This window comes from Puia dinghuensis (genome assembly GCF_014642875.1).
GTDB lineage: Bacteria > Bacteroidota > Bacteroidia > Chitinophagales > Chitinophagaceae > Puia > Puia dinghuensis.
On record NZ_BMJC01000006.1, the window covers coordinates 50,493 to 75,125 of the forward strand.

The 24,633-nt window shown below is 52.5% G+C and carries 25 protein-coding genes; 13 read left to right on the top strand and 12 right to left on the bottom strand.

The features are described 5' to 3' along the window. Positions 1–16: 16 nt before the first annotated feature. The gene (locus IEY39_RS25445) at positions 17–370 is read left to right on the top strand and encodes an ArsR/SmtB family transcription factor (protein ID WP_188937030.1); all 354 of its coding nucleotides are present in this window, start codon (positions 17–19) and stop codon (positions 368–370) included. Continuing rightward, positions 354–812: an SRPBCC domain-containing protein gene (locus tag IEY39_RS25450; RefSeq protein WP_188937033.1), complete on the top strand. Its 459-nt coding sequence runs from the start codon at positions 354–356 to the stop codon at positions 810–812. The genes IEY39_RS25445 and IEY39_RS25450 overlap by 17 nt, the downstream gene beginning before the upstream one ends. On the opposite strand, the gene IEY39_RS25455 is transcribed toward IEY39_RS25450, so the two are convergent. From IEY39_RS25455 to IEY39_RS25490, 8 genes are all read right to left on the bottom strand, one after another. Further along, positions 809–1,249, bottom strand: a complete 441-nt coding sequence (locus IEY39_RS25455; protein WP_188937035.1) for a DUF1569 domain-containing protein — start codon at positions 1,247–1,249, stop codon at positions 809–811. The genes IEY39_RS25450 and IEY39_RS25455 overlap by 4 nt on opposite strands. Positions 1,250–1,260: 11 nt before the next feature. Beyond that, positions 1,261–1,668 carry a VOC family protein gene (locus IEY39_RS25460; RefSeq protein WP_188937037.1) on the bottom strand — a complete coding sequence of 136 codons (408 nt, stop codon included), beginning with the start codon at positions 1,666–1,668 and terminating at the stop codon, positions 1,261–1,263. A 59-nt stretch (positions 1,669–1,727) separates the two neighbouring features. After that, entirely contained in the window at positions 1,728–2,156 is a 429-nt protein-coding gene (locus IEY39_RS25465) for a helix-turn-helix domain-containing protein (protein WP_188937039.1), read from the bottom strand. Positions 2,157–2,228: 72 nt separating this feature from the next. Continuing rightward, positions 2,229–5,120 carry an alpha-amylase family glycosyl hydrolase gene (locus IEY39_RS25470; protein WP_188937040.1) on the bottom strand — a complete coding sequence of 964 codons (2,892 nt, stop codon included), beginning with the start codon at positions 5,118–5,120 and terminating at the stop codon, positions 2,229–2,231. An 18-nt stretch (positions 5,121–5,138) separates the two neighbouring features. Then, the gene (locus IEY39_RS25475; RefSeq protein ID WP_188937041.1) at positions 5,139–6,587 is read right to left on the bottom strand and encodes a SusE domain-containing protein; all 1,449 of its coding nucleotides are present in this window, start codon (positions 6,585–6,587) and stop codon (positions 5,139–5,141) included. Positions 6,588–6,598: 11 nt separating this feature from the next. After that, positions 6,599–7,471: a SusE domain-containing protein gene (locus IEY39_RS25480; protein WP_188937042.1), complete on the bottom strand. Its 873-nt coding sequence runs from the start codon at positions 7,469–7,471 to the stop codon at positions 6,599–6,601. 29 nt (positions 7,472–7,500) lie between these two features. Next, on the bottom strand, positions 7,501–9,129 hold the full coding sequence (locus IEY39_RS25485) for a RagB/SusD family nutrient uptake outer membrane protein (protein WP_229689094.1): 1,629 nt from the start codon (positions 9,127–9,129) through the stop codon (positions 7,501–7,503). Between the two features lie 32 nt (positions 9,130–9,161). Beyond that, positions 9,162–12,119 carry a SusC/RagA family TonB-linked outer membrane protein gene (locus tag IEY39_RS25490; protein ID WP_188937044.1) on the bottom strand — a complete coding sequence of 986 codons (2,958 nt, stop codon included), beginning with the start codon at positions 12,117–12,119 and terminating at the stop codon, positions 9,162–9,164. Positions 12,120–12,332: 213 nt separating this feature from the next. Between IEY39_RS25490 and IEY39_RS25495 the strand changes: the two genes are divergently transcribed. Next, complete coding sequence (locus IEY39_RS25495) at positions 12,333–14,453, top strand: glycoside hydrolase family 97 protein (protein ID WP_188937045.1); 2,121 nt, start codon at positions 12,333–12,335, stop codon at positions 14,451–14,453. A gap of 2 nt (positions 14,454–14,455) precedes the next feature. On the opposite strand, the gene IEY39_RS25500 is transcribed toward IEY39_RS25495, so the two are convergent. Next, positions 14,456–14,917, bottom strand: a complete 462-nt coding sequence (locus tag IEY39_RS25500; RefSeq protein ID WP_188937047.1) for an Lrp/AsnC family transcriptional regulator — start codon at positions 14,915–14,917, stop codon at positions 14,456–14,458. Positions 14,918–15,032: 115 nt separating this feature from the next. On the opposite strand from IEY39_RS25500, the gene IEY39_RS25505 reads away from it, so the two are divergent. The 4 genes from IEY39_RS25505 (at position 15,033) to IEY39_RS25520 (ending at position 18,471) form a co-directional block, all read left to right on the top strand. After that, positions 15,033–16,082, top strand: a complete 1,050-nt coding sequence (locus IEY39_RS25505) for a PLP-dependent cysteine synthase family protein (RefSeq protein ID WP_188937049.1) — start codon at positions 15,033–15,035, stop codon at positions 16,080–16,082. 20 nt (positions 16,083–16,102) lie between these two features. Continuing rightward, positions 16,103–16,555, top strand: a complete 453-nt coding sequence (locus IEY39_RS25510; protein ID WP_229689095.1) for a protein-disulfide reductase DsbD domain-containing protein — start codon at positions 16,103–16,105, stop codon at positions 16,553–16,555. Positions 16,556–16,562: 7 nt separating this feature from the next. Beyond that, the gene (locus tag IEY39_RS25515; protein WP_188937051.1) at positions 16,563–18,005 is read left to right on the top strand and encodes a protein-disulfide reductase DsbD family protein; all 1,443 of its coding nucleotides are present in this window, start codon (positions 16,563–16,565) and stop codon (positions 18,003–18,005) included. A gap of 193 nt (positions 18,006–18,198) precedes the next feature. Beyond that, positions 18,199–18,471, top strand: a complete 273-nt coding sequence (locus tag IEY39_RS25520) for a hypothetical protein (protein ID WP_188937052.1) — start codon at positions 18,199–18,201, stop codon at positions 18,469–18,471. 5 nt (positions 18,472–18,476) lie between these two features. Here the strand turns inward: IEY39_RS25520 and IEY39_RS25525 are convergent, their stop codons facing one another. Further along, positions 18,477–18,725 (bottom strand): hypothetical protein, encoded by a 249-nt coding sequence (locus IEY39_RS25525; RefSeq protein ID WP_188937054.1) that lies wholly within the window; start codon positions 18,723–18,725, stop codon positions 18,477–18,479. Positions 18,726–18,839: 114 nt separating this feature from the next. On the opposite strand from IEY39_RS25525, the gene IEY39_RS25530 reads away from it, so the two are divergent. Both IEY39_RS25530 and IEY39_RS25535 read left to right on the top strand, forming a co-directional pair. Then, a complete protein-coding gene (locus tag IEY39_RS25530; protein WP_188937056.1) occupies positions 18,840–19,310 on the top strand; it encodes a MarR family winged helix-turn-helix transcriptional regulator in 471 nt (156 codons plus the stop codon). Between the two features lie 126 nt (positions 19,311–19,436). Further along, a complete protein-coding gene (locus IEY39_RS25535; protein WP_188937057.1) occupies positions 19,437–20,255 on the top strand; it encodes a DUF6268 family outer membrane beta-barrel protein in 819 nt (272 codons plus the stop codon). Here the strand turns inward: IEY39_RS25535 and IEY39_RS25540 are convergent. Together IEY39_RS25540 and ygiD are read right to left on the bottom strand one after the other, a co-directional pair. Next, entirely contained in the window at positions 20,246–20,467 is a 222-nt protein-coding gene (locus IEY39_RS25540) for a DUF2929 family protein (RefSeq protein ID WP_188937059.1), read from the bottom strand. The genes IEY39_RS25535 and IEY39_RS25540 overlap by 10 nt on opposite strands. Positions 20,468–20,690: 223 nt before the next feature. Then, positions 20,691–21,524 carry a 4,5-DOPA-extradiol-dioxygenase gene (ygiD, locus tag IEY39_RS25545; RefSeq protein WP_229689096.1) on the bottom strand — a complete coding sequence of 278 codons (834 nt, stop codon included), beginning with the start codon at positions 21,522–21,524 and terminating at the stop codon, positions 20,691–20,693. Positions 21,525–21,815: 291 nt separating this feature from the next. Here ygiD and IEY39_RS25550 point away from each other — a divergent pair, with 291 nt between their 5' ends. The 4 genes from IEY39_RS25550 (at position 21,816) to IEY39_RS25565 (ending at position 24,477) form a co-directional block, all read left to right on the top strand. Then, a complete protein-coding gene (locus IEY39_RS25550; protein WP_188937061.1) occupies positions 21,816–22,235 on the top strand; it encodes a helix-turn-helix domain-containing protein in 420 nt (139 codons plus the stop codon). A 14-nt stretch (positions 22,236–22,249) separates the two neighbouring features. After that, a complete protein-coding gene (locus tag IEY39_RS25555; protein WP_188937063.1) occupies positions 22,250–22,651 on the top strand; it encodes a helix-turn-helix domain-containing protein in 402 nt (133 codons plus the stop codon). A 200-nt stretch (positions 22,652–22,851) separates the two neighbouring features. Next, positions 22,852–23,955, top strand: a complete 1,104-nt coding sequence (locus IEY39_RS25560; protein WP_188937064.1) for a hypothetical protein — start codon at positions 22,852–22,854, stop codon at positions 23,953–23,955. 93 nt (positions 23,956–24,048) lie between these two features. Continuing rightward, positions 24,049–24,477 carry a helix-turn-helix domain-containing protein gene (locus tag IEY39_RS25565; RefSeq protein ID WP_188937066.1) on the top strand — a complete coding sequence of 143 codons (429 nt, stop codon included), beginning with the start codon at positions 24,049–24,051 and terminating at the stop codon, positions 24,475–24,477. Positions 24,478–24,633: the final 156 nt, after the last annotated feature.

Consider the following 24,633-nt stretch of genomic DNA (forward strand, 5'->3'; position numbering starts at 1 on the left):
CGTACGCTTACTAATTATGACTACAGCATCCAGAAGAGACGTGTTTCAAGCAATTGCCGATCCGACAAGGAGAAAGATCATCAGTCTTCTCTCGGGCCAACCCATGAACCTGGGCGCCATAGCGGAGCATTTTGATATCAGCCGCCCGGCTATTTCGCAGCAGATCAAAATATTGAATGAATGTGGAATAATAGAGATAAAAAGAGAAGGCAGGGAAACCTTTTGTGCCATACGACCAAAAGAATTAAAGAAGATCGCCGACTGGATCGCCCAGTACCAGGGGTTATGGGAGGAAAGAATTGACTCCTTTGAAGAATATGTAAATCAGTTACACATAAAAAAAACCAAAAAAAATGGAAAATCCAAATGACATCAGCAAACGAATTTTGACCTTGAAGCGGACCTTTAATGTTCCTGTAAAAACAGTCTGGGAAGCCTGGACCAGGCCTGAGCATGTTGCTCAATGGTGGGGCCCAAAGGGAATGGAGGTGAAAGTCATTCAACATGAGTTTAAAACAGGCGGCCATTGGAAGTATGTAATGCTGATGCCGGACGGAAATGAATTCATTTCTGAAGGCGTCTATTCAGAGATCATCGAATTCGAGAAGGTAGTATCCTCGGCCAACTTCAAACCCATGACGGAAGGGGTGATCCTGCAGGCGCTTTTTGAAGAAAATGGCGATAAGACCAATTTTACTTTTAGTGTCATTCATCCGACAGAAGAGTATTGCAAACAACAGGAGAAAATGGGCTTTTACAATGGCTGGGGGTCTGCTTTCGACAGATTGGAAAATTTTGTAGCTTCCCATTAAACATTGAACTGCCGGAGATGGTGGTCGGTATGTTTGTAGGCCATGATGCCGACCTGTTCACGGGTCATCCTGCCAAAAAAGGGATGAATGATCGTGACGCCGGAAGAATGGCCATGCTCTTCGATGAGCGCGACCCATCGTTCTTTTTCAACCGCGATTTGCCCGTTGTCTTTGATGATAAGCTCAGGTAGCGAAGGCGTGTTATGCGCCAGGGGCCCTTCGCTCATTACATTTCTAAGCGCCAGTTTGCCGAATAGCCGGCCAATAAATGCCCGTTTGTAGGTTGTCTTGCCAAGGATCATCTCTTCAAACAGACGGCAATGCTTCACCATCTGGTAAACATTCATTTTGCCCCATTGCGCCTTGTTGTCGTCCGTGAGCAAAGCGATTCTGGCTACCAGTTGATCTCTGGTAGTCTTGTCGAAAATCGTTTTCATGATGATGGTGGTTAAGTGAGTTGTGCGAGCGAGTACCAGTTGCCGGAGTCATCCTTGAAGATGGCCTCGGTGCCATAGAACTCCTTTGTCGGAGGTTTGGAAAATTCGACTCCCTTGGCTGACAGCTCTTCATAGGTGGCGAAAATGTCATCGCAGGTAAGAACGGCTACGCCGAACGTCCCGCTCTGCACCAGATGTTTCAAGGAATCGATCGTTTCCCCGGAGAACACGCTTCTCGACACAGGGAACAGGACGAGCTCGAGATCGGGCTGCCCCGGTGGCGTAACGGTAAGCCAACGGCCATCCTGGCCCATCGGCAAATCGAGTTTGACTTTGAATCCCAATTTGTTGGTGTAAAAGTCGTAGGCGCTGTCCTGGTTGATGACCCAGACGTTGACATGTGTCAATTTTGTTATCATTCCTTTTCTTTGTTCACCAAAGGACGGCAATCAGCGCGGAACTCATTTCTCGAAAATTGTCATTTTTTAAGCCAGCCTTTCTTTTCGGCGAAACAGCCCGGGATATAGTTGAGGGGAGCGCTTGCCTGGTGTGCTTTGAGTGCCTGCTGCCGGGCGAGATAAGTGGAGGGGGTGATGCCTGTAACGCGCTTGAAAAGACTACTAAAGGACCCCAGGCTTTCGAACCCCACGCTATAGCAGACTTCGGTAACCGGGAGGCCATCGTTCAACAATTGCATCGCCTTTTCGACTCTTACGGCGATGAGGTATTGGTGGGGCGTCTTGCGATAAATGTGCTTGAATTGTTTTATAAAGTGAAATTTGGAAAAGGCGGCCTCGTCGGCTATGGCATCCAGGTCGATGGGTTCGGCATAATGAGTATCGATAAAAAGCTTTGCCTGGACGAGTCGTCGGTATAAGTACATCTTTGGGTATTGCGGACCTTCCATCGAGGCAATTTTCGATGTAATGTACAAAAAAGTTCTTCCGGGCGGTAGCCCAAACCGGGGGTAACCCAAGGCTCACCGGACCACCAAAAAGGAGCTGTGGACATGCTGCTGGCCGTAATCCAGGCGCAGCACATAGATCCCCGGGGCAAGCGTGTTGAAATTCACGGGCAACTGTGCGGGTGTAAGGGTATAGCTACCCGCCGGCATCCTACCCAAGTCGACAGCGCCGAGTCTGTTTCCCATCATGGAGTATACCGAGATAGCCACATCGGCGGCAACAGGCAAGGAATACCGGATCACCGACCCACTGCCCGTTGCAGGGTTTGGATCGACCCGAATCCCCGCGCCCCCGGGAATCGGGGTCACAGGAGCGCCGCTTGCCGTATCATGTAGATTTTTGCTCGTATACACCCTATATTCACCCGCATTCAAGGAAATGCTTTGGGCACTGCCCGTGGCGAGAATAGAGTCCGTGCCAAGATAATTGTACCACTGGCCGGAGAGGGGAAAGGTTACCTGCCCGGTCTGCGACCCCACATCGAAGTTGCCAACTACTACGACGCTTAACCCATTACCCGAAACCCGGAGCGTCCGAAAGACCCCTGACAGGGAATACTGCGCCTGACCCGATGAAGCCAGTGAAGGAAAACTATCGTTGAGCCGGAACAAGGAGGCGTATACATCATGCAAGTGCTTTCTTCGCGCATCTGCCAGATAGTCCCAGCGAGCGGGCTTGGGCGAGAGGCGGCATCCCCCCGAAGGATCTACGTTTCCCGAAGTGCACCAATTAATGGAATAATCATATCCCAATTCTCCAAATTCCCATAACATCTTGGGTCCCGGGATCATCGCCCAGAATGCGGCCGCCAGTTCGTCGCGATGCAGGCCGGTGGCGGTGTCCTTGATGTTATAGGAAGCTCCGCTGTTACCGTATTGTTCATTCTTGTACTGCAACCTTTCCTCGTCGTGGCTCTCCTGGTAGTTGACCATGCCGGCCTGGGCGATGCCTGTGGCAGCACTTGTAGCGCCACTCAAATCCCACCCGGTGTTGTAGCCCATGGTAGACTGCTGATAATTATAGCTCATGTTATTCCAAACCATCATCCCGCCCGCGCCGTATACGGCCCGTTCGTTGTTGGCGGAGAACATTTCCAAAATACAGTAACTGCCAGGTGAGGCCGCCTGTTGCGCGGCATACAACGTGTTCCAGATGTTGATCCGGGTCGTATCGTAGGCATTCCACAAGGCGTCATTGCAGGCGCCACCGGTGGCATTGCAGGAGTTGATCTTTGTAAACCCGGTGGCCAGGTCGAAGCGATAGCCGTCGATATGATAATTCGTGAGCCAGTAGGCAATAACTCTTTCCCTGAAAGCAGCCGTAGCCGGGCTTACATTATTGAACTGGTAGCCCACATCGAAGTCATGGGTATAATAGGGGCTGAACCAGGGGCTGTTTGCGGCCGGGATGTTGTTGATACGGTCCCAATACATTTGCACCATCGGCGAGCTGCCGAAGGAATGATTGAGCACCATATCCATGATCACCGCCATGCCACGGCCGTGACAGGAGTCGATGAGGGCTTTGAGGGTATTCGCCGGTCCGTACACCTTGTCCGGGGCGAAATAGAAATTCGGGTTATACCCCCAGCTGGATGCGCCTTCGAAATTGGCGACGGGCATGAGCTCGATGGCGTTGACGCCAAGCCGTTGCAGATAGGCCAGCGTGTCGATGAGGGCCTGGTATGTTCCTGCCGAAGTGAAATCCCTTACCAGTAATTCATAGATGCGTAGACTGGCGGGGGCCGGTCGCTGAAAGGACGTAACCTTCCAGCTATACTGTGGCTGGGCCGTACGCATCACCGAAGCCAGGTTGCCGGCGGCATTTGCGGGAAAGGCGCGCAGCCCCGGATAGGTAGATGCAGGGATGCCGGGGTCTACAGCCTTGTCGAGGACTTTTTCGGTGTTGTAGTCGGCTATGGTGATGGAATCGTCGATGACATATTGGTATGCGTATTCGGTTGCCGGTTGGAGGTGATCGATGCGCAGCCAGAAATAATTGCTGTCGGGCGTCTCGTTCATCTGGTATGCCGTCTGCTGCGTCCAGTTGTTAAAGTCACCGACCACAACGATCTTATTCTTATGCGGTGCATACAATAAGAGAATGACGGAAGTATCTCCCGGAAGATAGTTGATGCCATCTTTTGTGCCTGAAGGAGGGTTGGCGATAGTGGTGGCGGACGACACATAAAAGCTAAGCGTATCGGCGCGCGTGGTCGTCCCATCGCTTGCCCGGGCGATGAGTTGTTGGGCGCCAGCGGTGGTGAGATGCAGGGTCGTCACCTCCGAATCCTGGCCAGTGACCGAATCGATCTTCGTCCCATTGAAGTACAGACTCAGGTTGGCGGGCTTGCTGGCGGCATAGATCACTGGCAGCGAATCGCCTGCCGTCTTGTGAATCGGCTCCGGAATAGGGTTGTAGGTCGGTTGAAAAGGGGGTTGGAGAAAGCGGGTGGCCAATGAACCATCGTATACCGGAACGAACATATCCGACCCATCACTGTTGGCTTGTTTCAGGGAGCCACTTCCATTCCGGAAAAGGATGGCGATGCGGAGGATCTGCTCTCCCGCGGGCACGGAAAAAAAGCTACGGATGTTGCTGATGGTGTACTGGTACCGGTTGTTCCCCAGGTAGGTGGCGTGGGCCGCGGGGTTGGTGGTTCCCCAGGTGAAGAGCACATAGCGCCAATTGGAAGGGCCGGTGCTCTGGCTGGTGATCACCCCAACATGGACATAAACATCCCCCGTGGACGAGTACCCGAATAAACCCTGGTTGCCCTTTGAACAGTCAACCGTTATCGTCACCGTACTCGTATCCACCGGGAATAGGGGCTGTGTTGTCAGCAATTGAGCCGTCGCGACGTGACCGGCAAAACAGGAAAGCACAGCCAGAAGAAATCCTCTCATGTGTGTCAGAATGTGCTGCTATTTTATCATATATGAATAGTACCCGGGGTTGCCCAGATACAAGGTGATGGTGTGCGTTCCCGGCGGGACGGCGAAATTCTTCGTTGCATCGCCGATATTGTTCCCACCATAGGACAGGCTTCCCACGTTGCTGCCACCGGCATCCCCCAGGTTGATCGTCCAGGCATGGTTAGCCCTGAATTTGAACTGATCGCCGGTAGCCGTCGTGATCGTCCCCGTCCAGGAATTCGAACCGGAGTTATAGGTCATGTTGACATCATTGCTCCAGCCGCTGGCCGCGAAACTGCCGATGAGGCTCCAGGTGGTGGCTGTCGCCTTCCATGTCCCGGCAGTGGTGTTGGCAGTGATCTCGTAATACCCCGCACCGGGTACTGTCAAATTGTTGCCGCCGCCCAGGCTGAGCACCCCTGAGTGCCCATTGGCAGCAGTATCGCCGTAGATAGCGCCACTCCAATCCGCCTCGCCGGTGAACTTGAATTGATAGGTTCCACCCGCAGGGATATTGACGTAGCCATCATAGTTGCCGTCGTTTTTGGGTGACCCCAATGTCGCAGCCGAAGCGGGTGTCCAGCCCTGGTAGTCTCCCGGTACCCAGAGCAGGCCGTATTGTTTCACCAGGGTACACGTAAATGTCCCCTGCTGAAAATCGACCGTGATGGTATACAAACCGCTCTTGGCCGGCGCGGGGAAATTCGAGTTGTAGACCGAGGGGTTAGCGCCCGAATAATAACCAAAGGCACCGCCCGCGCTAAGCCCGGCAACGGTATTGTCCTGAACTGCATACTTCTGGCTCCAGTCCCCGTTGACGGGTAACAGCAGGTATTGCTGGCCGCCATTGAGGAAGAAGGTGCCCTGGTACAGAACGGAATCGACCAGCGTGAACTGCTGGGCCGGCGTCGGGACGGGATTATTCCATCCGCCGGATGACGCGCTACCAACCAGGAACAGCATTTTGGAGGCGGGCGGTGCAACCTTGGGCGGCACCACATACGTGGTAAAATTCACCGTCACCACATTGGACTGTAATTGCTGGTTGTTGTTCGCATAGGATGAAGTGATGCGAATATCCACCTTGTATGCCGTATTATACGCGAATCCGAAACCCAATAAAATGCTGTTAAACTGTTTTGCAGTGAAAGCATAATGCAGCGCGCCGCTGACGACGATGGTCGCTTCCTTTGCGAAGTTGCGGCCGGAAGAATCGATCTCGATGATGTACTTCTGGGTTGCCGAGTCGGTGGCGTATTGGGGATTCGACCAGCTAAGCGTCAGGGCGACGCTGTTGGAGTCGGTGAGGTGGGGAGTCATGATCTTGGCCGAATCCGTCAACACCGGCGCCTTCCCGTTCGCAAATGTACGGGAGGGCAGATCGCCAACCTTCGTACAGGCCACCCCTGCGAGGCAGAGCGCGAAACCAATGAATAATGTCTTTATAGTGGATTGCATAATCTTTTTGTTTACTGTTTGGTGACGGTGATTATACCTAGTTGGAAATTGACATCAAACTTATATGTACCCGCTGCGGTCGGTCCAGGGAAATTGTCGCTTTTGTCCAGGCCGAATGTTCCGCCGGAAAAAGGCTGGGAGGCGGTGTTCGCGCAGGCATATTTGTGGCTCCAGCTGCCGTTGACGGGCAGGATCAGGTATTGGTCCGACCCATTTGTCGGATCGCCACCGGAGAGCGCTATCGTCAGCTGATAGTCGGTATTGCTAATCTTGGTAAACTGCTGCGAAGCCGGCACCGGATTGGCCCAGCCGCCCAGTTTGGAATCGCCGCCGACAAGTACAAGGGTTCCGGAAGCAGGTGGCGTAACAGCGGGTGGGGGCGCATAGGGGGTGACGGTATAATTCAGCGCATTGGAATTGAGTGCGGCGATGGTCGGCGACCCGGAAGTGTACGGCGCAAGCTGTGAGACTACCCTCACCTGGATGTTGTGGGGCTGGTCGAAGGCTAATTGCAGCCCGTTGGCGACGAGGCTGTTCAACGCATCAACCGTAAAAGACTTTGAAAGATCGGGACTCACCTGCACTGTCTGCATATGCGGACTCGTGAAATTGGCCCCTACGGTGTCGAACTGGAGGCTGTACGTCACGTTGAGCGAACTGGGTCCATTCGAAAACTGGTAATTGGGATTGGTCCAGCTGAACGTAACGGCCTGGTTCTTCGCGTTGGCGTTGCTCAACGGGATCGAATCCTGCGCCGTCGCGGTGAGCACGGGTGTCGTTCCACCCTCGAAGACCACATTCGTCCCCTGCTTCTTACAGGACGCCAGCGCCAGCAAGACCCCGACGCCAGAGAAGAGAAGTATATGATTGAGAATTCGTTTCATGCTATATTGATTTTAGACTGTAAAAGGATTTAATAACCGGGGTTTTGGGTGAGGTTGGAATTGGCTTGCAGATCGGTGACCGGTATCGGGTAGATAGCATAGTGGGCATCCACCGCGGTGCCGCTGGCTACCCCACCCTTCCAGGGCCACAGGTAGGTGCCGCCGGTGAATTCGTTGAACCGAATGAGATCGGTGCGGCGGAAACATTCCCAATACAGCTCGCGGCCGCGCTCGTCGAGGATAAAGGGAAGGGTTAGCTGACCGGCCGAGATATTGCCGGAAGCATTTCCATACGCCCGCTGACGCAGGAGATTGATATAACCCAGGGCCGTGGTTGCGTCCCCACCGGTGCCTCCCTGAAGCACAGCTTCAGCATAAATAAGGTATTGTTCGGCGAGCCGGAAAAGGGGAAAATCGGTGGAAACGAATGTTCCGCCGGCTTGTGGTTCGGCCTCGACGCCCGTTGAAGTAATGTTGGTAAACTTATTGACAGGAACGCCCTGGTTGAACTGAGAAATATTTGCGATAGCCGACGTCACTCCCGGTTCATTCAAAAAGATCCCGCGTTTATCCTTCGTTGAATCCGGGGTGGGAAAAAGCGCAGGAAGGCTGGCGGTGCTGCGATTGCCCGCCCATCCGCCGCTGGGAACTCCATAGTTGGCGGTGCTCATCGCATAGCCGGGGCTGCCCGGGGTATATGTGGAGTTCGCACAGGCGCTGTTCACCAGGAAGGTGGTGCCTCCATAGGTTTGGGTATTGATGCCGTCGTAAGGGATGGATAGTATCTGTTCGGTGTTGTTGACATTATTATCCCCCTCGAAGAGATTGGCATAATGCGGCATCAGCGTATATCCTGCGCCAATGACCTTCGACGACCAGGTGATGGCGTCGGTATAGCGGTTAGTTCCGGTATATACTCCGGCGTTGAGATAGATGCGCGCCAGCAACGCCCAGGCGGCCGCCTGATCGGCGCGGCCATAGACATTGGTGCGTGGTGCAGGGAGGGATGTAGCACAGGCCAGCAGTTCGGACTCCACATACTTGAACAGATCGGCCCGCTGTATCTGTTTGGGGAAGGAAAGCGGTCCAACGGGCGTAGTCTCTGTAGCAAAGGGGGGATTGGCGAAGGCATCCATCAGCACGGCGTATTGAAATGCCCGGAGAAAACGCGCTTCCGCTCTCATTTCGGCAATCGTCACTGTATCGCTGCCGCTGATCTTTGCACCACTTTCTGCCGATGCGGTGCAATGTGTAATGAAATCGTTGCAAAGCGTTATCTGGTAGAGGCTGCGCGCATAGAGGCCGATGAGGATGGGGTCTGAGGACGTCCAGCTCATATTATGAAAGTCGGGCACTCCCGGGTCGCCCCAGGCGCAGACGGCTTCGTCCGTAGACAGCTCCTGTACATTCCAAAGACAGCGGACAAAATCCGATGTACCGGCGTCGACACCTGCGATGTCCGAACTGGCCGGCCCTTGGGAACCGGTGAGGGTGTATCCGGCATATACCGTAGCAAGCGCCCCCTGGTAGCCGGCGACATTGCGATAGACGGAATCTGCAAACACGGAGTTTGCCGGCAGCCGGTTCAGGTCTTTGTTGCAGGAGGCTAAGAAGAGGACCAGCCCGCAACCTATTATAATGGAAATATTTTTGTTCATACGATTTTCTTTCATGACTCAGCAGATAGTTGTTAAAAAGATAATTTAGCTCCCAGGGTGAAGGTCCGCGGGCGGGGGTACAGCACATTATCGATGCCGCCATATATCTCCGGATCGGAACCCGTATATTTTGTCACCGTAAATACATTCTGACAATTGAGCGACAGGCGCAAGTTGTAAGAATTTTTCGCCAGGTAGCCGGCGTTGTAAGCGATGCCGAGGTTGTCCATTTTCAGGAAGGACGCGTTCTCGACGTAATAAGAAGAGAAGAATTGGTTGTTATAGAAATGGGTGTTGAGGATGCTGGAAGGGGCATTCTCCAGGAAGCCCACGGGGTTGAGCACGTTACGTATCACGGCGTTGTTGGAGGCGGCATTGTTGTAGACGTAGTTGCCGACACTGGCCCGGAGGACGGTGCTGATGCTCCACTTGTGGTAATTGAGGCTGGTGCTGAATCCAAAGGTGAAGGGGGCGAAGGGCGATTTGTAATGGATGAGGTCGTTCTGGTTGATGATGCCGTCCCTGTTCTGATCGACATAGGCGCCTTCAATGGGCTGACCTTTTGCGTTATATATCTGCTGGAGGACATAGAAGGAGAACGGGCTATAGCCGACCGAATGTACCTGGATGGTATTTCCTGTGCCCCCGTTGATGCCGCCTACGTTGTAGTTGACCAGTTTGGCAAGAGAGTCCTGGGAGACGGTGAGATTGGTGATGGTGAATTTGTTATAGCCCACGTTGAACCCGACATCCCAGGAGAGGTTGTTGGTGCGGATGACCGTGGCCCTGATATTGAAATCCACCCCTTCGTCCTTCATATTGCCGACGTTGCGGGTTAGCTGGTTGCCGAAGTTGGAGAGGGTGGGTACGAAGACGGTGGCCAGCAGGTCGCGGGTCTTCTTGTAGTAATAGTCCACGCTACCCGTGATGCGGTTGTTAAGGAAACCGAAGTCGAGGCCGGCATCGGAAGTGGTAGTCTGTTCCCATTTCAGGTCGGCCGCGAAGGCGGAGGGGCTATAGAAATTGCTATAGTTGTTACCGAAGTCGATCTGGTTGGTGTTGCCGCTGAGGGAATAGTAATTGAGGTAGGAATAATAGGGTATCCCGTCCTGGTTGCCCGTGAGGCCGTAGCTTAGCCGTACAGTCAGGTCGCTGAGCCAATGGACATCCTGCAGGAAGCTCTCGCGGCTCGCCTTCCAGGAAAAAGCGCCCGCGGGGAATACACCCCAGCGGTATTTGGGTGCGAATCGGGAGGAGCCGTCGGTGCGAATGGACCCCATCAGGACGTATTTGTCGTTGTAGGTATAAATAAGGCGGCCGTACCAGGACTGCAGGGTCACCTCGCTGAAAGAGGTGGGGTAAACGGGTGTGGTGCCCGGGATGGTATCGTTTGCGGCGCTGATGGAAGGGTAATTCTTGTTGTGGTTATAATTGTCATAGTAGCCATAGCCGCCCATGGCGTTGATGTTGCTGTTGAGAGCCTTCAGATCTTTGACGTAGTTGAAATACCACTCGAGCACCTTATTCTTAAAATTGTTGTAGTACTGGTTGTTCTGCCCGCGCAACGTGGGAATGGCGTTGTAGTTCTGGGCTGCGTTGGCGGGAACGCGGTATGTCCCGTCGTGTCTGGCGACGTCATACCCGAGGTTGAGGTTGGCATGGAGATCGGGCAGGAAGTGCAGCTTGTAGTCGATCTGGATATTGCCGAAGCTGCGGAGGGCGTGGTTTTGCGCGTTGTATTGTTGGAGCAGGGCGACAGGGTTGCGGTTCGACAGCGATTGAGGCGTCGTATCGTTTGTCATCCACTCGAAATAGCCGCCGAAGGGACTCTTGCTGTTATAAACCGGCTGGGTGGGATCGAAGGTGACCGCGCTGCCTACCGCGCTGGTGTTGGCGGTGCGGGAGTCGGTGTTGCTGCCATGAACGTTTATGTCGATCTTGAGGTAGTTGTTGAACAGGTGGGGGCTGAGGCTGAGGAAGAGAGCCTCGCGCTTCAGGTTATCCGTCTTGAGGATACCATCCTGGCTGAGAAATTCGCCGGACAAGTAATAGGGAACGGTGTAGAGGCTGCCGCTGACATTGAGGTTATTATCGCTGGTGACGGCGGTCTGGTAGATCTGCTTTTGCCAGTCGGTGCTGGCCGACCCCAAAAAGGCGACCTGGGTCGGGGTACCATAGGTGTTCACCAGCGTCCGGAACTGGCCGGCCGACAAAACGGGGTATTCTTTTGGGTTATACGATGCGGAGATCTGCGGTGCAAAATTGATCACGGCTTTGCCGGCCTTGCCGTGCTTGCTGGTAATGAGGATCACGCCGTTGGAAGCCCGGGAACCATAGATGGCTGCCGAGGCGGCATCCTTCAACACGTTGAAGCTTTCGATGTCGTTGGGATTGATGCCCTCGAAGTTAGCCGAACTGAGGGGGAGACCATCGATGACAACGAGAGGATCGTTGCTGGCGTTGAGGGAGGCCCCGCCCCTGATGCGGATGGTGCTGCCCGACCCCGGCTGGCCGCCGTTGGAGGTGATGGTGACCCCGGCGACCTTGCCCACGATGAGCTGTTCGGGGGAGGTGATGGACCCTTGCTGGAAGTCTTTAAGGGTGACTGTCGAGACGCTGCCGGTAACGTCCTTCTTCTTCACTGTTCCATAACCGATGACCACCACTTCTCCCAGGGAGGTTGATGACCCGGCTACCAGCTTTATGTTGATACTGCCTTCGCCCACGGCAACCTCCTGTTGGGCATAGCCTACTGCAGAGATGATGAGCGCCGCCGGCTGTTTATCGACGCTGAGGTGGAATACCCCGTCGGCGCCGGTGGTCGTCCCACGGGCAGACCCCTTCGGAACCACGGAAACCCCGGCCAAGGGCGTACCGTCCCGGGTATCGGTGATCTTGCCAGTAATGACTTTGGATTGAGCGAACAGATGGGATGTAACGGCTAGGAACAACAGTAGTGCTGCGCCGCATAGCAGGCATTTTCTTTTCATATCGCAAGCAATTAGTTGGCTAAATCAAATGTCTAGCCTTTTTTTAAGCGTTTACCTTAGCTTTAATGTGTAATTTTTACACGACTTGAGGCAAAGATGTGATTTCTCTTCCGCTTATCCAAATTATTTTTTTTGAGATTTTTTAAATGGGTGACCATCAACATGTTAAAAATCTGCTTATGTTTGCGGCAATGTGTAACAAATACACGACATATGAAAAGACTATCCCTCACCGTTTCGATCATCCTCTTTTTTTGCTTTTCTTTTCAAGCCATCGATGCACAGCAGTTACTATCCCCCAACGGAAATTTCCGTTTGGACTTCTCTCTTGGTACTGCCGGCAACCCCATCTACCAGTTATCCTATAAGGGGAAGGAGATCATCAAGCCGAGCGGCCTGGGATTTGCGCTCAAGAACGACAGTTTCTCGTTGCTCGACGGGTTTGTCATCACCGACTCTGTACGCAGCACCGTCAACACCACCTGGGCGCCGGTGTGGGGGGAAGTCAAGTCGGTGACGAACCACTACAACGAACTTGCGCTTACACTGACCCAGTCCAAGGCAAGGAGAAGGATCGTGATCCACTTTCGCGCCTTTGACGACGGCCTTGGTTTCAGGTATGAATTCCCGGCACAGGAGAACCTGACGTATTTGGTGATCAAGGAAGAAAAGACCCAGTTTGCTCTAACGGGTGACCATACCGCGTTTTGGATCCCCGGCGACTATGACACGCAGGAATATGACTATACCACTTCCCGGCTGTCACAGATCCGCGGCCTAATGAAACAGGCTATCACGCCGAATGCTTCGCAGACCCCGTTCTCGCCCACCGGGGTGCAGACGGCCCTGATGCTAAAGACCGACGACGGCATCTATATCAACCTCCATGAGGCAGCGCTGATCAACTACCCCTGCATGTCTCTCAACCTGGATGACAAGCATTTTATCTTCGAGTCCTGGCTGACACCCGACGCCTGGGGTGACAAGGGGAATATCCAGGCGCCTTGCGTCACCCCGTGGCGGACCATCATCGCCAGTGATGACGCAAGGGATATCGTTGCCTCCAAGATGACCTACAACCTCAACGAACCCTGTAAGCTTACCGAAACCTCATGGATCCATCCCATGAAGTATGTAGGAGTATGGTGGGAAATGATTACCGGGAAATCGACCTGGTCGTATACAGATGACTTCCCTTCGGTGGTGTTAGGGCAGACTGACTATAGCACCGCGAAACCCAACGGGCGTCATGGTGCGACTACTGAGAATGTCAAGCGGTATATCGATTTTGCCGCGCGGAATGGATTCGACGCCGTCCTTGTCGAGGGCTGGAATGTGGGCTGGGAGGACTGGTTCGGACATATGAAGGACAAGGTATTCGATTTCGTCACCCCTTACCCGGACTTCCATATGCAGGAACTGCATGAGTATGCGCAGGCGCATCATGTCAAGCTCATCATGCACAATGAGACATCATCATCGGTCCGCAATTATGAGCGACAGCTGGACACTGCTTTCCACTTTATGAAGAACAACGGTTACGATGCGGTGAAGACGGGCTATGTGGGCAATATCCTTCCTGCCGGCGAATACCACTACAATCAATGGATGGTAAATCACTATCAGTATGTCGTCGAAAAAGCAGCCAGCTACCATATCATGGTCAACGGGCATGAAGCGGTGCGACCCACGGGTATAGCGCGAACCTATCCCAATATGATCGGCAACGAGTCTGCCCGGGGAACGGAGTACCAGGCGTTTGGCGGGTCAAAGCCGAACCATGTGACCATCCTTCCATTTACGCGGTTGTTGGGTGGGCCCATGGACTACACGCCCGGGATTTTCGAGATGGACATCAGCAAGGTGAATCCCGGCAACAAATCGCATTGCAATAGTACTATTTGCAACCAACTCGCGCTTTATGTGACGATGTACAGCCCGCTGCAGATGGCCGCCGACCTGCCGGAGAACTACGAGCGGTTTCCCGATGCCTTCCAGTTTATCAAGGACGTAGCCGTTGACTGGGACGACAGCAAATACCTGGAGGCCGAGCCCGGGAAATATATTACGGTGGCGAGGAATGCCAAGGGGACGGGCAACTGGTTTGTCGGCAGCGTCAATGGCGACAGTGTGAGGGTATCGACTATCGACTTCCGGTTCCTTGCTCCGGGTAAGAAATACCTGGCGACGGTGTATGCGGATGCGCCCGATGCGCACTGGAAGACGAATCCACAGGCCTATGTAATCCGGAAATATGTGGTGACAAGGGAGTCGAGGCTCCGGCAGCAATGCGCTCCCGGTGGAGGATATGCGATCAGCCTGTTCGAGAAATAACGCTACAGCGGATACGCAGTATCGCTCTTTACTTCGGTGAGAACAAAGAAGCTTTGCACGGTGCTGATGTTCGGCAGATTGGCCAGCTTATTCCGATAGAAGCGCTGGTATTCTTCCATGTCGGCGGTAGCGACACGCAGGAGAAAGTCGAAGGTTCCCGTCATCTGAAAGCATTCCATTACTTCCGGAAATTTGATCACTTCCCGCTCAAAAGTGGTGAGGGTTGTGGAGGTATGGTCGTTGAGCAGGACATGCGAAAAAGCGATGAGTCCCTTGCCGATCTTTTTTGGATCGAGGATGGCGGCCACCCGCCGGATATACCCTTCTTCTTTCAGCCGGCGGGTGCGATCGTGGATGGTGGCGACAGACTTGTGCAGCTGAAAGGCGATCTCCTTGTTTGTCAGTGATGCATCCTGCTGAAGCAGACTCAAAATTTTAAGGTCAATGTCGTCCAAGTCGGTCATAAATCGAAAATAAGAACAAAAATACAGCCCCTTTCCATAAAATTTCCGGAATTCTTACGAATGGTTGTTTCGCATTGATAGTATTCCAACCTTTGACCAAACAAATGCAGAGTTAATGATGATAGCAACGGAAAGACTCGAGGAACGCTTCCGCCCGCTGTGGCATCTCGTAGGGAATACGCCCATGCTGCAATTGGAGTATACCTACAAGGGCAAGCCGGGCCAGATCTTTGTAAAGTGTGAGCACTACAACCTGACAGGAAGCGTCAAAGACAGGATGGCGTTGTATATTCTTTACCGTGCCTACCAGCAGGGAACGATCCGCCCCGGAGACACGATCATCGAGGCGACCAGCGGCAACACCGGGATTGCCTTCGCCTCTATCGGTAAGTCGCTGGGCCACCCGGTGAAGATCGTCATGCCGGACTGGCTGTCAAAAGAGCGGATGGACATCCTTCGCAGCCTGGGGGCCGAGCTGGTGCTGGTGAGCAAGGCAGAGGGCGGTTTTGTGGGAAGCCTCGAACTGAGCGAAAGGCTTTCGCTGGCCGGCAATGCCTTTCTGCCGCGACAGTTTGCCAATGCATGCAATGCCGAGGCGCATGAAAAGACGACGGGGGTGGAGATCTGGGAGCAGCTGGAAGCCGTCGGGAAAAAAACGGATGCCTTTGTGGCCGGCGTAGGGACGGGTGGTACGGTGATGGGTGTTGGAGCCTGTCTGCGCAAGATGAACCCGCTGGTGCGCATCCATCCGCTGGAGCCGCTGGAGTCGCCGACGCTAACGATGGGGAAAAAAGTGGGGAGCCACCGTATCCAAGGCATATCCGACGATTTTATCCCGCCCATTGTCCGGCTGGATCAGCTCGACCGGGTGGTGCAGGTGAGCGATGGCGACGCGATACTGATGGCCCAGAAGCTGTCGCGCCAATTAGGGCTTGCGGTGGGAATCTCTTCGGGCGCCAATGTGATCGGCGCCATCCAGCTTGCCATCGAACTGGGGCAGCAAGCGTCAGTGGTAACGCTGCTGGCGGACAGCAATAAAAAATACCTGAGCACCGACCTGGTGAGGGACGAACCGGTGCGTCCGGGGTATTATTCCATCGACACTGAATTCATAGGATATCATCCCATTGCGCGGCTGAAGGAGCCCGTCATCGCAGGAATATAATCACACTTAAAACAAAGCATATGAAAATCGCATGGGCATGGGCCTTGGCAGCAGCCATTTGCATGGGCCAAAGGACCGACGCACAAATACTGAAACCGGTGAGCTGGAGCTATGGAGCAAAAAAGATCAGCGCGACCGAGGCTATCCTCTTTTTCAAGGCGACCATCGGGGATGGCTGGCACGTGTATTCGCAGCATATCAAGGATGGCGGGCCCGTAAAGACCCAGTTTACTTTTTCACCCTCGAAGGACTATAAGCCCGATGGCCCCACGACAGAACCCAAGCCCATCACCCGGATGGAGAAGGTGTTCAATATGGAGGTCGGTTTTTTCGAGCATTCGGTGATCTTTCAACAGAAGGTGAAGCTTACAGCGGCACAGACGACGGTGAAGGGCAGGTTGGAATACATGACGTGTAATGATTCGCAATGCCTGACGCCGGAAGATATCGATTTCAGCATCCCAGTAAAATAGTATCCCGATGAAATGGACCATCTTTCTCGAGGGAATGGCCGGTGGCCTCGCCGCGCTGCTGATGCCCTGCATCTTCCCCATGCTGCCCATGACGGTGAGCTATTTCACGAAGGGGGCCGGCAAGGGCAGAGGAGTGCGAAAGGCCATCATCTATGGACTCAGCATCGTCGGTATTTATGTGTCGCTTGGACTCGTCGTGACCGTCCTGTTCGGGGCGGATGCGCTGAACAACCTTTCCACCAACGGTATTGTCAACCTGCTCTTTTTCCTTCTGCTGGTGGTATTCGCGGCTTCGCTGCTGGGAGGATTTGAGATCAGCCTGCCGGCTTCGTGGGTCAACAAGGTGGACAGCGGCAGCAGCAGACAAGGGATGGCGGGCATTTTCTTTATGGCCGCCACGCTGGCGCTGGTGTCGTTTAGCTGTACGGGCCCCATCATCGGCACCCTGCTTGTACAAACGGCCACAACCGGCGCGCTGCTGGGACCGGCCATCGGGATGCTTGGCTTTTCGCTTGCACTCGCGCTGCCCTTCACCCTCTTTGCCCTCTTCCCGGGCTGGCTCAGCAATCTTCCGAGATCGGGCAGCTGGCTCAACGTCGTCAAAGTGGTGCTCGGCTTTTTAGAGCTGGCCCTTGCCCTCAAATTCCTGAGCAATGTCGATCTCGCCTATCACTGGCGGTGGTTTGACCGGGAGATCTTTCTCAGCCTGTGGATCGTCATCTTCGGCCTGATGGGAATATATCTCTTGGGAAAACTCAGGATTGGCCATGACGGTGACGCGCCCTTGCTGTCCGCCGGACGGCTGGGATTGGCGATGGTCGTGCTGGCCTTCACCATATACATGATCCCGGGGTTGTGGGGTGCGCCGCTGAAGGGCATTTCCGCCTTCCTGCCGCCACAGGCTTCCCAGGATTTCGACCTGTATGCCCTGAGCATGAAACTCGACCGGCTCGCGCTGGCGCCGGGGGCGAAGACCGAGGCAAAACCACACAAATATGCTAACCTCTTCGACAAACCGCTGCAGCTGGATCCTTACTTCGACTACGAGGAAGGCGTGGCTTATGCGAAGGCCGTTCACAAACCGGTGATGATCGACTTTACAGGACACGCCTGTGTCAACTGCAGAAAAATGGAGGCCAGTGTCTGGCCGGATAAGGAGGTGTATACCCTCATCAGCAGCGACTATGTCCTCATACAGCTCTATGTAGATGACAAGACCGGGTTGCCGGCAAGCGAACAGGTCGTTACCCCGGAGGGAAGACATCTCGAAACGCTGGGCGCCAAATACAGTTACCTGGAGGCTTCCAAATTCGGGGCTAATTCCCAGCCCTTTTATGTGCTGTTGAATCCCGACACCGAGGCCCCGCTGGTGCCGCCGCAAGGGGCCGATTATGATGCCGGCAGGTACCGGCAATACCTGGAGAGCGGACTGCAGGCTTTTCGTCCTTAGCAGATGCCCAACCCCAGCCCGGTGGGGAATAAATTCTACATACCTACTTTTACTTAGGTCCTGTTCGAAAATAATCCCAACTTGACAATTGTCAATCATTAGGCCCGGTTTTTGCACTTTTCCCTTGTGCTTTTCGCCTGCCTCGATCATGCTTCGTGATTGTAGAGGTCAGGCTTACTATTTATCTAACATTATGTGGAAAACCTTAAAACCCGGCGAACCCGTTGCTATCGGCGACACCATCCGATACCGGAAAAACAATAATGGTGTGGTCCCCAACGGTGAGGTATACCAGGTGGTGAAAGAGGACCAGCATTATTTCGAGATCTGCCCGCAAGGGGGAGGGGATGTTTCGGCCGATGACATCCACAGAAAGATAATCCGCTATATCGACATCGGCTATAATCTAAGCCTCGAGCGATGGAGCGGGCCAATTACAGGCATGTCCATCCAGGCCATTCCTTAGCTCATCTATTCCATTGTATCGATGATATCGTTGGGTCTTCTGTTGGCAATACGGTTCTGCAGTATCCGCCACAGAACAGGTGTGAGCATTATTCCTTTCTCTTTTATTAATTGCAGCTCCCGCGTCCGGATGCGGACCAGAATCGCTTTCAGGTGCTCGTGAGAAGCACCTGACCCCAGGCCGACCAGGAAAAAATGGGTATCGGCAAGGATTGCCGCTTTTACATCATCGAGGATTGCATCATCAGCATTCATATAGTTGCGCCTTGACCGCGCAAACGAGAACATGCAAATAATAAACCAGGCCTTAACGCAATTTTAAGAAATCAATATGTTGATATATCAACTAATTTTATTTACCTTTGTTTTATGAACCGTAAGCAGGAGCACCCTGTCCCGCCCATAGTGATCGCGCTGGTGGGGGGTCTTTATCAGCGGGTATGGAAGGAATGTGACAGAATGTTCCGGGAACAAGATTTTCCTTTGGAGATGGATCAGATACCGGTGTTTCTCATGCTTTATTATCAGGGAGAAGGAAAATCGCAGCAGGAGATCTGCTCACAGCTGACCCGGGATAAGGCATCCGTCAACCGAACCGTCGCCTTTTTAGCTAAAAACGAGCTGGTGAAAGTAACTCCGGATGCAGCCGATAAGCGGAAGACGAAGGTCGAATTGACGGCGACCGGAAAAAAACTCGCCAGTCAGGCACATGCCGCTTTGGAGGAATTTAATGCGTCACTGGCTTCGGTACTGACGGCCGAAGAGAAGCAGGTATTTCATACGGTGATGATGAAGCTTATTGAAGCCATCAGTCCTTTACCGTTCAAGCTTTCCATATAGCATATAACTTAAAACAACTTCACAGAAATGAAAAAACGCCTCTTTCTGGCCGGGTTCCTATTGCCCGTCCTATGCTATTCGCAAAGCCCCGACTCAAGTGTAAAGTCAATTCCCCCGGCTCTACGTTTGGGTAGTGTATCTTTCTCCGACCAGGCAGCTCCCATCTCTGCGGGTGGGAATACTTTCGTTATGCAGCAACCGGTGGCGGATATCAGCATTCCTGTTTACAAGAATTTTTCATCCCCACATCCTCTTATCATAAAAACAGGGTTAAGATATGAAGGGCTGCTCCTTTCCAATGAAAAAAATATCGGCAGCAACAATTTTCACGCGTTGACCCTTCCTTTGTTGTTAAGTTATTCGATCACCCGTTCGTTCAACCTTTCCCTTATCGGAATGGCAACGGTGAGCTCGGACTTCAAACGCAACTTCGATGTGCAGGATATGATCTATACCGCCGGTGTCAGGATCGGCTTCCGGCCAAACAACTCCTTACGGTATGGTGTAACGCTTACCTATATAAGCAACTACTCCGGTAAATTCCTGATCCCCGTACCGGACATCGAATGGGAGATAAACAAACGATTAAGCCTGTCGGCCGTTATACCGGCCCGGGTTTCGCTGAAATACAAGCTGAACCAAACCCAATCGTTTGGTATCACGAGCGGGTATACTGGCGGGATGTATCTGCTGAACGATGCAGCGACAAAACAATACCTGCATTTGCAGCAATTCAGTGGCGGGCTCGTATATGATCTTCATTTAACCAGGCGCTTGAAGCTGGATCTAATGGCCGGGCATACTTTTGTACAGCGGTTGGAAACTTTCAACATGGATCAAAAAGTATCCTTCGATGGTTTCGGGAAGCTCGGTGACCGGGTGTCGAATGTTTCCTACCAGCAGAATTCGTTTAATTTCCAGGGTGGGTTGAGTTATCAGTTCTGATGATCACGCTTGTTACCGCGTCGCTTTAGCGAAAGGAGAAGTCCTTTCAGAAAAAAGATGAACAGGTAAACAAGATAGGAGAATAAAAGCGCTATGATGAGATGATTCAGACTTCTATCTGCCGGTGACAAGGCGAGGTTGGACAGGTAATAACCGGCGCAAAAGATGGGCAGGTATATAAAGGCCCAAAAGATGTATCGAAGGATACGCATACAAAAGACTTTAATTGGTTAAAAAAGCTCTTTTGGGCTGGAAAAGTGGTAGGCGAAGAGATATAAAGATAAATAAAAGGCAGGAAATCAGATCCGCTTCTCATAAAGGCTTAGGCCGCTGCCGAGATAGTTGCGTATCCAGTCGGAATGGAACAATTGTTCGATGCGGTCAAGGTCCTGAAGGGTAGAAGGGGTTATGGGCATGGCGTGAATTTATGGATTTCTACGCGATCTTTAGAGAGGTCATGCTCAGGCTGCCGGCTAGTAGCTGGTCGTTGAATAAGGAGATGTTTTCTCCCTTTTGCTTCAGGCCCAGGGTATAGATGAGGGGGAGATAATGGTCGGGAGTAGGGACGGCCAGCTTGAAGGCCCTGGATTGTTTTTCGTAGTGGATGAGGGGATCGTAATTACCATCCAGGAGATAGTGATTGATCTTTTCATGGGCTTCCACCGCCCAGTCGTAGCCATAACCAATGGTATTGATGCCGGCGAAGTCAGCCAGGCGCAGGTTGTGAATGATGTTACCGCTGCCCAAAATGAGGATGCCTTTATGGCGCAGCGCGGCGAGCCGCTTTGCCAGTTCGTAATGATACGCCGCGGGCTGTGTATAGTCAATGCTCAATTGCACCACCGGGATATCTGCCTTGGGGAACAGATGGATCAGCACCGTCCAGGCGCCATGGTCGAGTCCCCATTTCTCATCCAATTCCACCACTTCGGGTGACAGGAGCATTTGCGTCTCCTTCGCAAGGACAGGGCTTCCCGGCGCCGGATATTGAACCCGGTATAAAGCATCGGGAAAACCGCCAAAATCATGAATGGTTTGGGGCGCCGCCATCGCCGTGACCTTGGTGCCTCTCGTGAACCAGTGGGCGGAGACACAGAGGATGGCCGCAGGCCGGGGCAAGGTAGCGGCAATCTCCCGGAATCCCTGCACAAAGGGGTTTTCTTCGATGGCGTTCATAGGATTACCATGGCCTACGAAGAGGACAGGCATGCGTTCGGTTGCCGGGAGGGAGTGGGAGAAGCGTTCGAGATCGGTGAGACTTTGCATCATCTACCTATAACAAGCATCGGCCAGAAAAGTTTAGCTATCCGCATGCGGCCGAATTTCCAAATCATTTATTGGCAGATCTGAGGAGGATGTGAGCGCCCATGGGTAGAATGCCAGCGGGTATGTGCCAAGATTTATAAGATTTTGCAAACTTCCCCGGTGAAAATTTGCTCCTCGCGCCTGCCTTGGATAATTTTAATAGCAATTACCAGGTTAAGGATATTCTGATACACAAGTGCTGTACAATTGACATTAATCGGCAATTGTGCATCTGATCACTCTGAAACCTAAGCCATGAACCCGTCCATTTCCATTGTCCGGATCGGCCCGTATCATTTGACTCCGAGCCAGATCGACAGGATAGCTACTGTATTGCATGATTTCATTCCGACCCGAAAGCCATTTCTCCTTGCGGGGTATACGCTAAAAGACCTTGCCCGGGATACACAGTTGCCGCTGCACCATATATCTGCCTTCATCAATCAATATCATGGGATGCACTTCAACGAGTTCATCAACCGGTATAGGGTAGCTTATTTCCATGAGAAGATCGTGAACGAGGAATGGAAGCAAAAGAAGCTGGGGGCAATCGCCAAAGAGTCCGGCTTCAAGAACCGTAACACCTTTACCATAGCCTTTAAGAAAGTACATGGCCAAAATCCGTCTGCCTATATAAAGACAATAAAGGGAAAGGTTCCTCGAGAGTCCTGTTGAAATGATCTGGTAATATGAACAGCCGACTCAAAGACAAACGGGGCCATTCCCTGAGATTGAACGAGGACGACCTGATGGAAATGGACGGCCGGATAAGGGAGCTTTTCGACCGTGAGAAACCCTATCTGCAACACCGATACATGCTGGCACATTTGTCGGAAGACACGGGGATATCCCAGCATAGGCTGTCGGCATTCATCAACCGGCGTTATTCCATGCATTTCAACGACCTGATCAATATGTACAGGATATATTATTGTATAGACCAGTTCGGGAAGAAGGAATGGATGATCAAGACGCTGTCGGCGTTGGCCGGAGAGTCCGGTTTCAGCAACCGGAACACCTTCAGCAGCGCGTTTAAGAAATTCACGGGGATGAATCCGTCAAAATACTTTGCCAATTATTATAAATCGTAGCGCGGAAAGTCGCTGTTTATTTTCAAACCAGGTAACGGGGCGGTAATTTCACGTCTCCATAGTCCACAACTTCAATTGAAAAACCACAACTGATTCAAGGATCCTATGTGAATCTTGTTCACATCACTATGTGGTAGGGTAAATCCCACCTCCTGTCATTCTTGTCAGGAGGTTATTTTTTAAAAGTCAAAACCGAACATATGCAATACCCGGATAACAGTCCCGACCGTTTTATGGAGTCGATTGTGCGGGAGATAGGCAGGGCGGGCAGGTTCTACCGGACTTTGCTATTATCCCTTCTCGGCACCGCTGCGATGTTGATCATTGCTCCCCTCTTAGCGCCGACCCCCTGGTATATCCGGGTGGGAATGATATGGCTGGGACTAAGCCTTTTGTGCGCTTGCCAATGGATCTACCTGCGTGCATACCAGAGGGTGAAAAGTGAAATAAGGTATTATAAATGTCTCTACCATATTGGCAAGCCAAAAAAAAAGCGGTTGACCCTGCGGGCATTCGTATCCGGGATAAAAAGGGCGCCCGCCATACGGCGTCGTCCTGCCTTTTCTTTTACAGGAGGATTCCTCCTTGCATCGCTTGCAGCAGTGACGCTGCAAGATCGGTATGAGTGCGGCATCTTCGACAGGCTGGGAAAAAAGGTGACCGGCGACGAGCGTGCAGTGCCGCAGGATTCGATCCTAATACGGGCGGTGCATTTATGTCACACCCTGTTGGAGCCAAGGTCGGCGCTCTTTATGAATGGGAGCGAAATGCAAGCAGCCGGAAGCCGCTTTCATCCCCTGACTTCCGACCTGATCATGGCGGATGGCGCCTGCGGCAGCTATTCTATGGTGTTATGCCGAATATTACAGGCGCTTCATTTCAAGACCAGGCTGATACAAATGAAAGGGGCGGATGGTAAGGTGCACCATATCGTCCTGGAGGCATTCTCTTCGGGCAAATGGGTGGTCGTTGACCCTTTGTACGACCTTTATTTCATCCGCGAGGACGGGCGGCTGGCCTCCTTCGACGATGTTTCCCGCAACTGGAAGGAATTCCGTTCGCAGGTGCCGGCGAACTATGATCCCATCTATTCCTACAGCGGCGCGCGCTATACGAACTGGGAAAAGGTGCCGCTGGTGATGCCGATGCTGCGAATGATCCTCCGATGTTGGATGAATAAGGAAGATATGGATCATTTTTCGTTGAGGCCCTATCTCCTGAGGCAATATCGTGTCCTGCAACTGCTGATCCTGGCGATGCTTTCGGGACTTTATATAGGCAGAATAGCAATCAGGCCTAAATAAAACAACTACCCCGTTGAAATGTATACCTCTATCCCACATTTAAGGTATTTTTTTTTAATTTGACAATCGAAAGACACGCTAAACCCTATGTCTATGAAAACATATAAACCCCTGCGTGCATTTGAACTACCACCAGGAAAGTGCGCTGCTATCTCTTCAGTGCTCTGTTGTTTTATCGAAACCAATAAGCCATTCCTCCGCCAGCGGTACCGGATAGACGAACTATCCAGGGATGTCGGCATTCCTTCCTACCAGTTGTCGGCTTTTATCAACACGGTGCTGGGATGTAATTTCAACGACTATATCAATAAGATGAGGGTGATCCATTGTGAAGAGCTTATGCGTCAGCAGGATATCGATCAATTTAATATCTACGGACTGGCCTTCGAATGCGGCTTTCACAACAGGAACAGTTTTACGGTTGCATTCAAGAAATTCACCGGCTATACGCCTTCTTTTTATTTGAAACTCGTCAGGTCTTCCTTGTGCATGGAGCAAGCTGCTCTGACGACCTTGTCCTGAATTATAAATCCGGGCCTGGCAGAGCGCCGGGAATTTTTCCGCAAGTATTTATCCTGCTACTTTTGAGTAATAGAGTGCTTACCTCTGGATATATCGTTCCTGGCGCACCGTAAAGCAAAGTCGGTGTCTGGTTTTACACAGGGTTTTTAGGGTAAA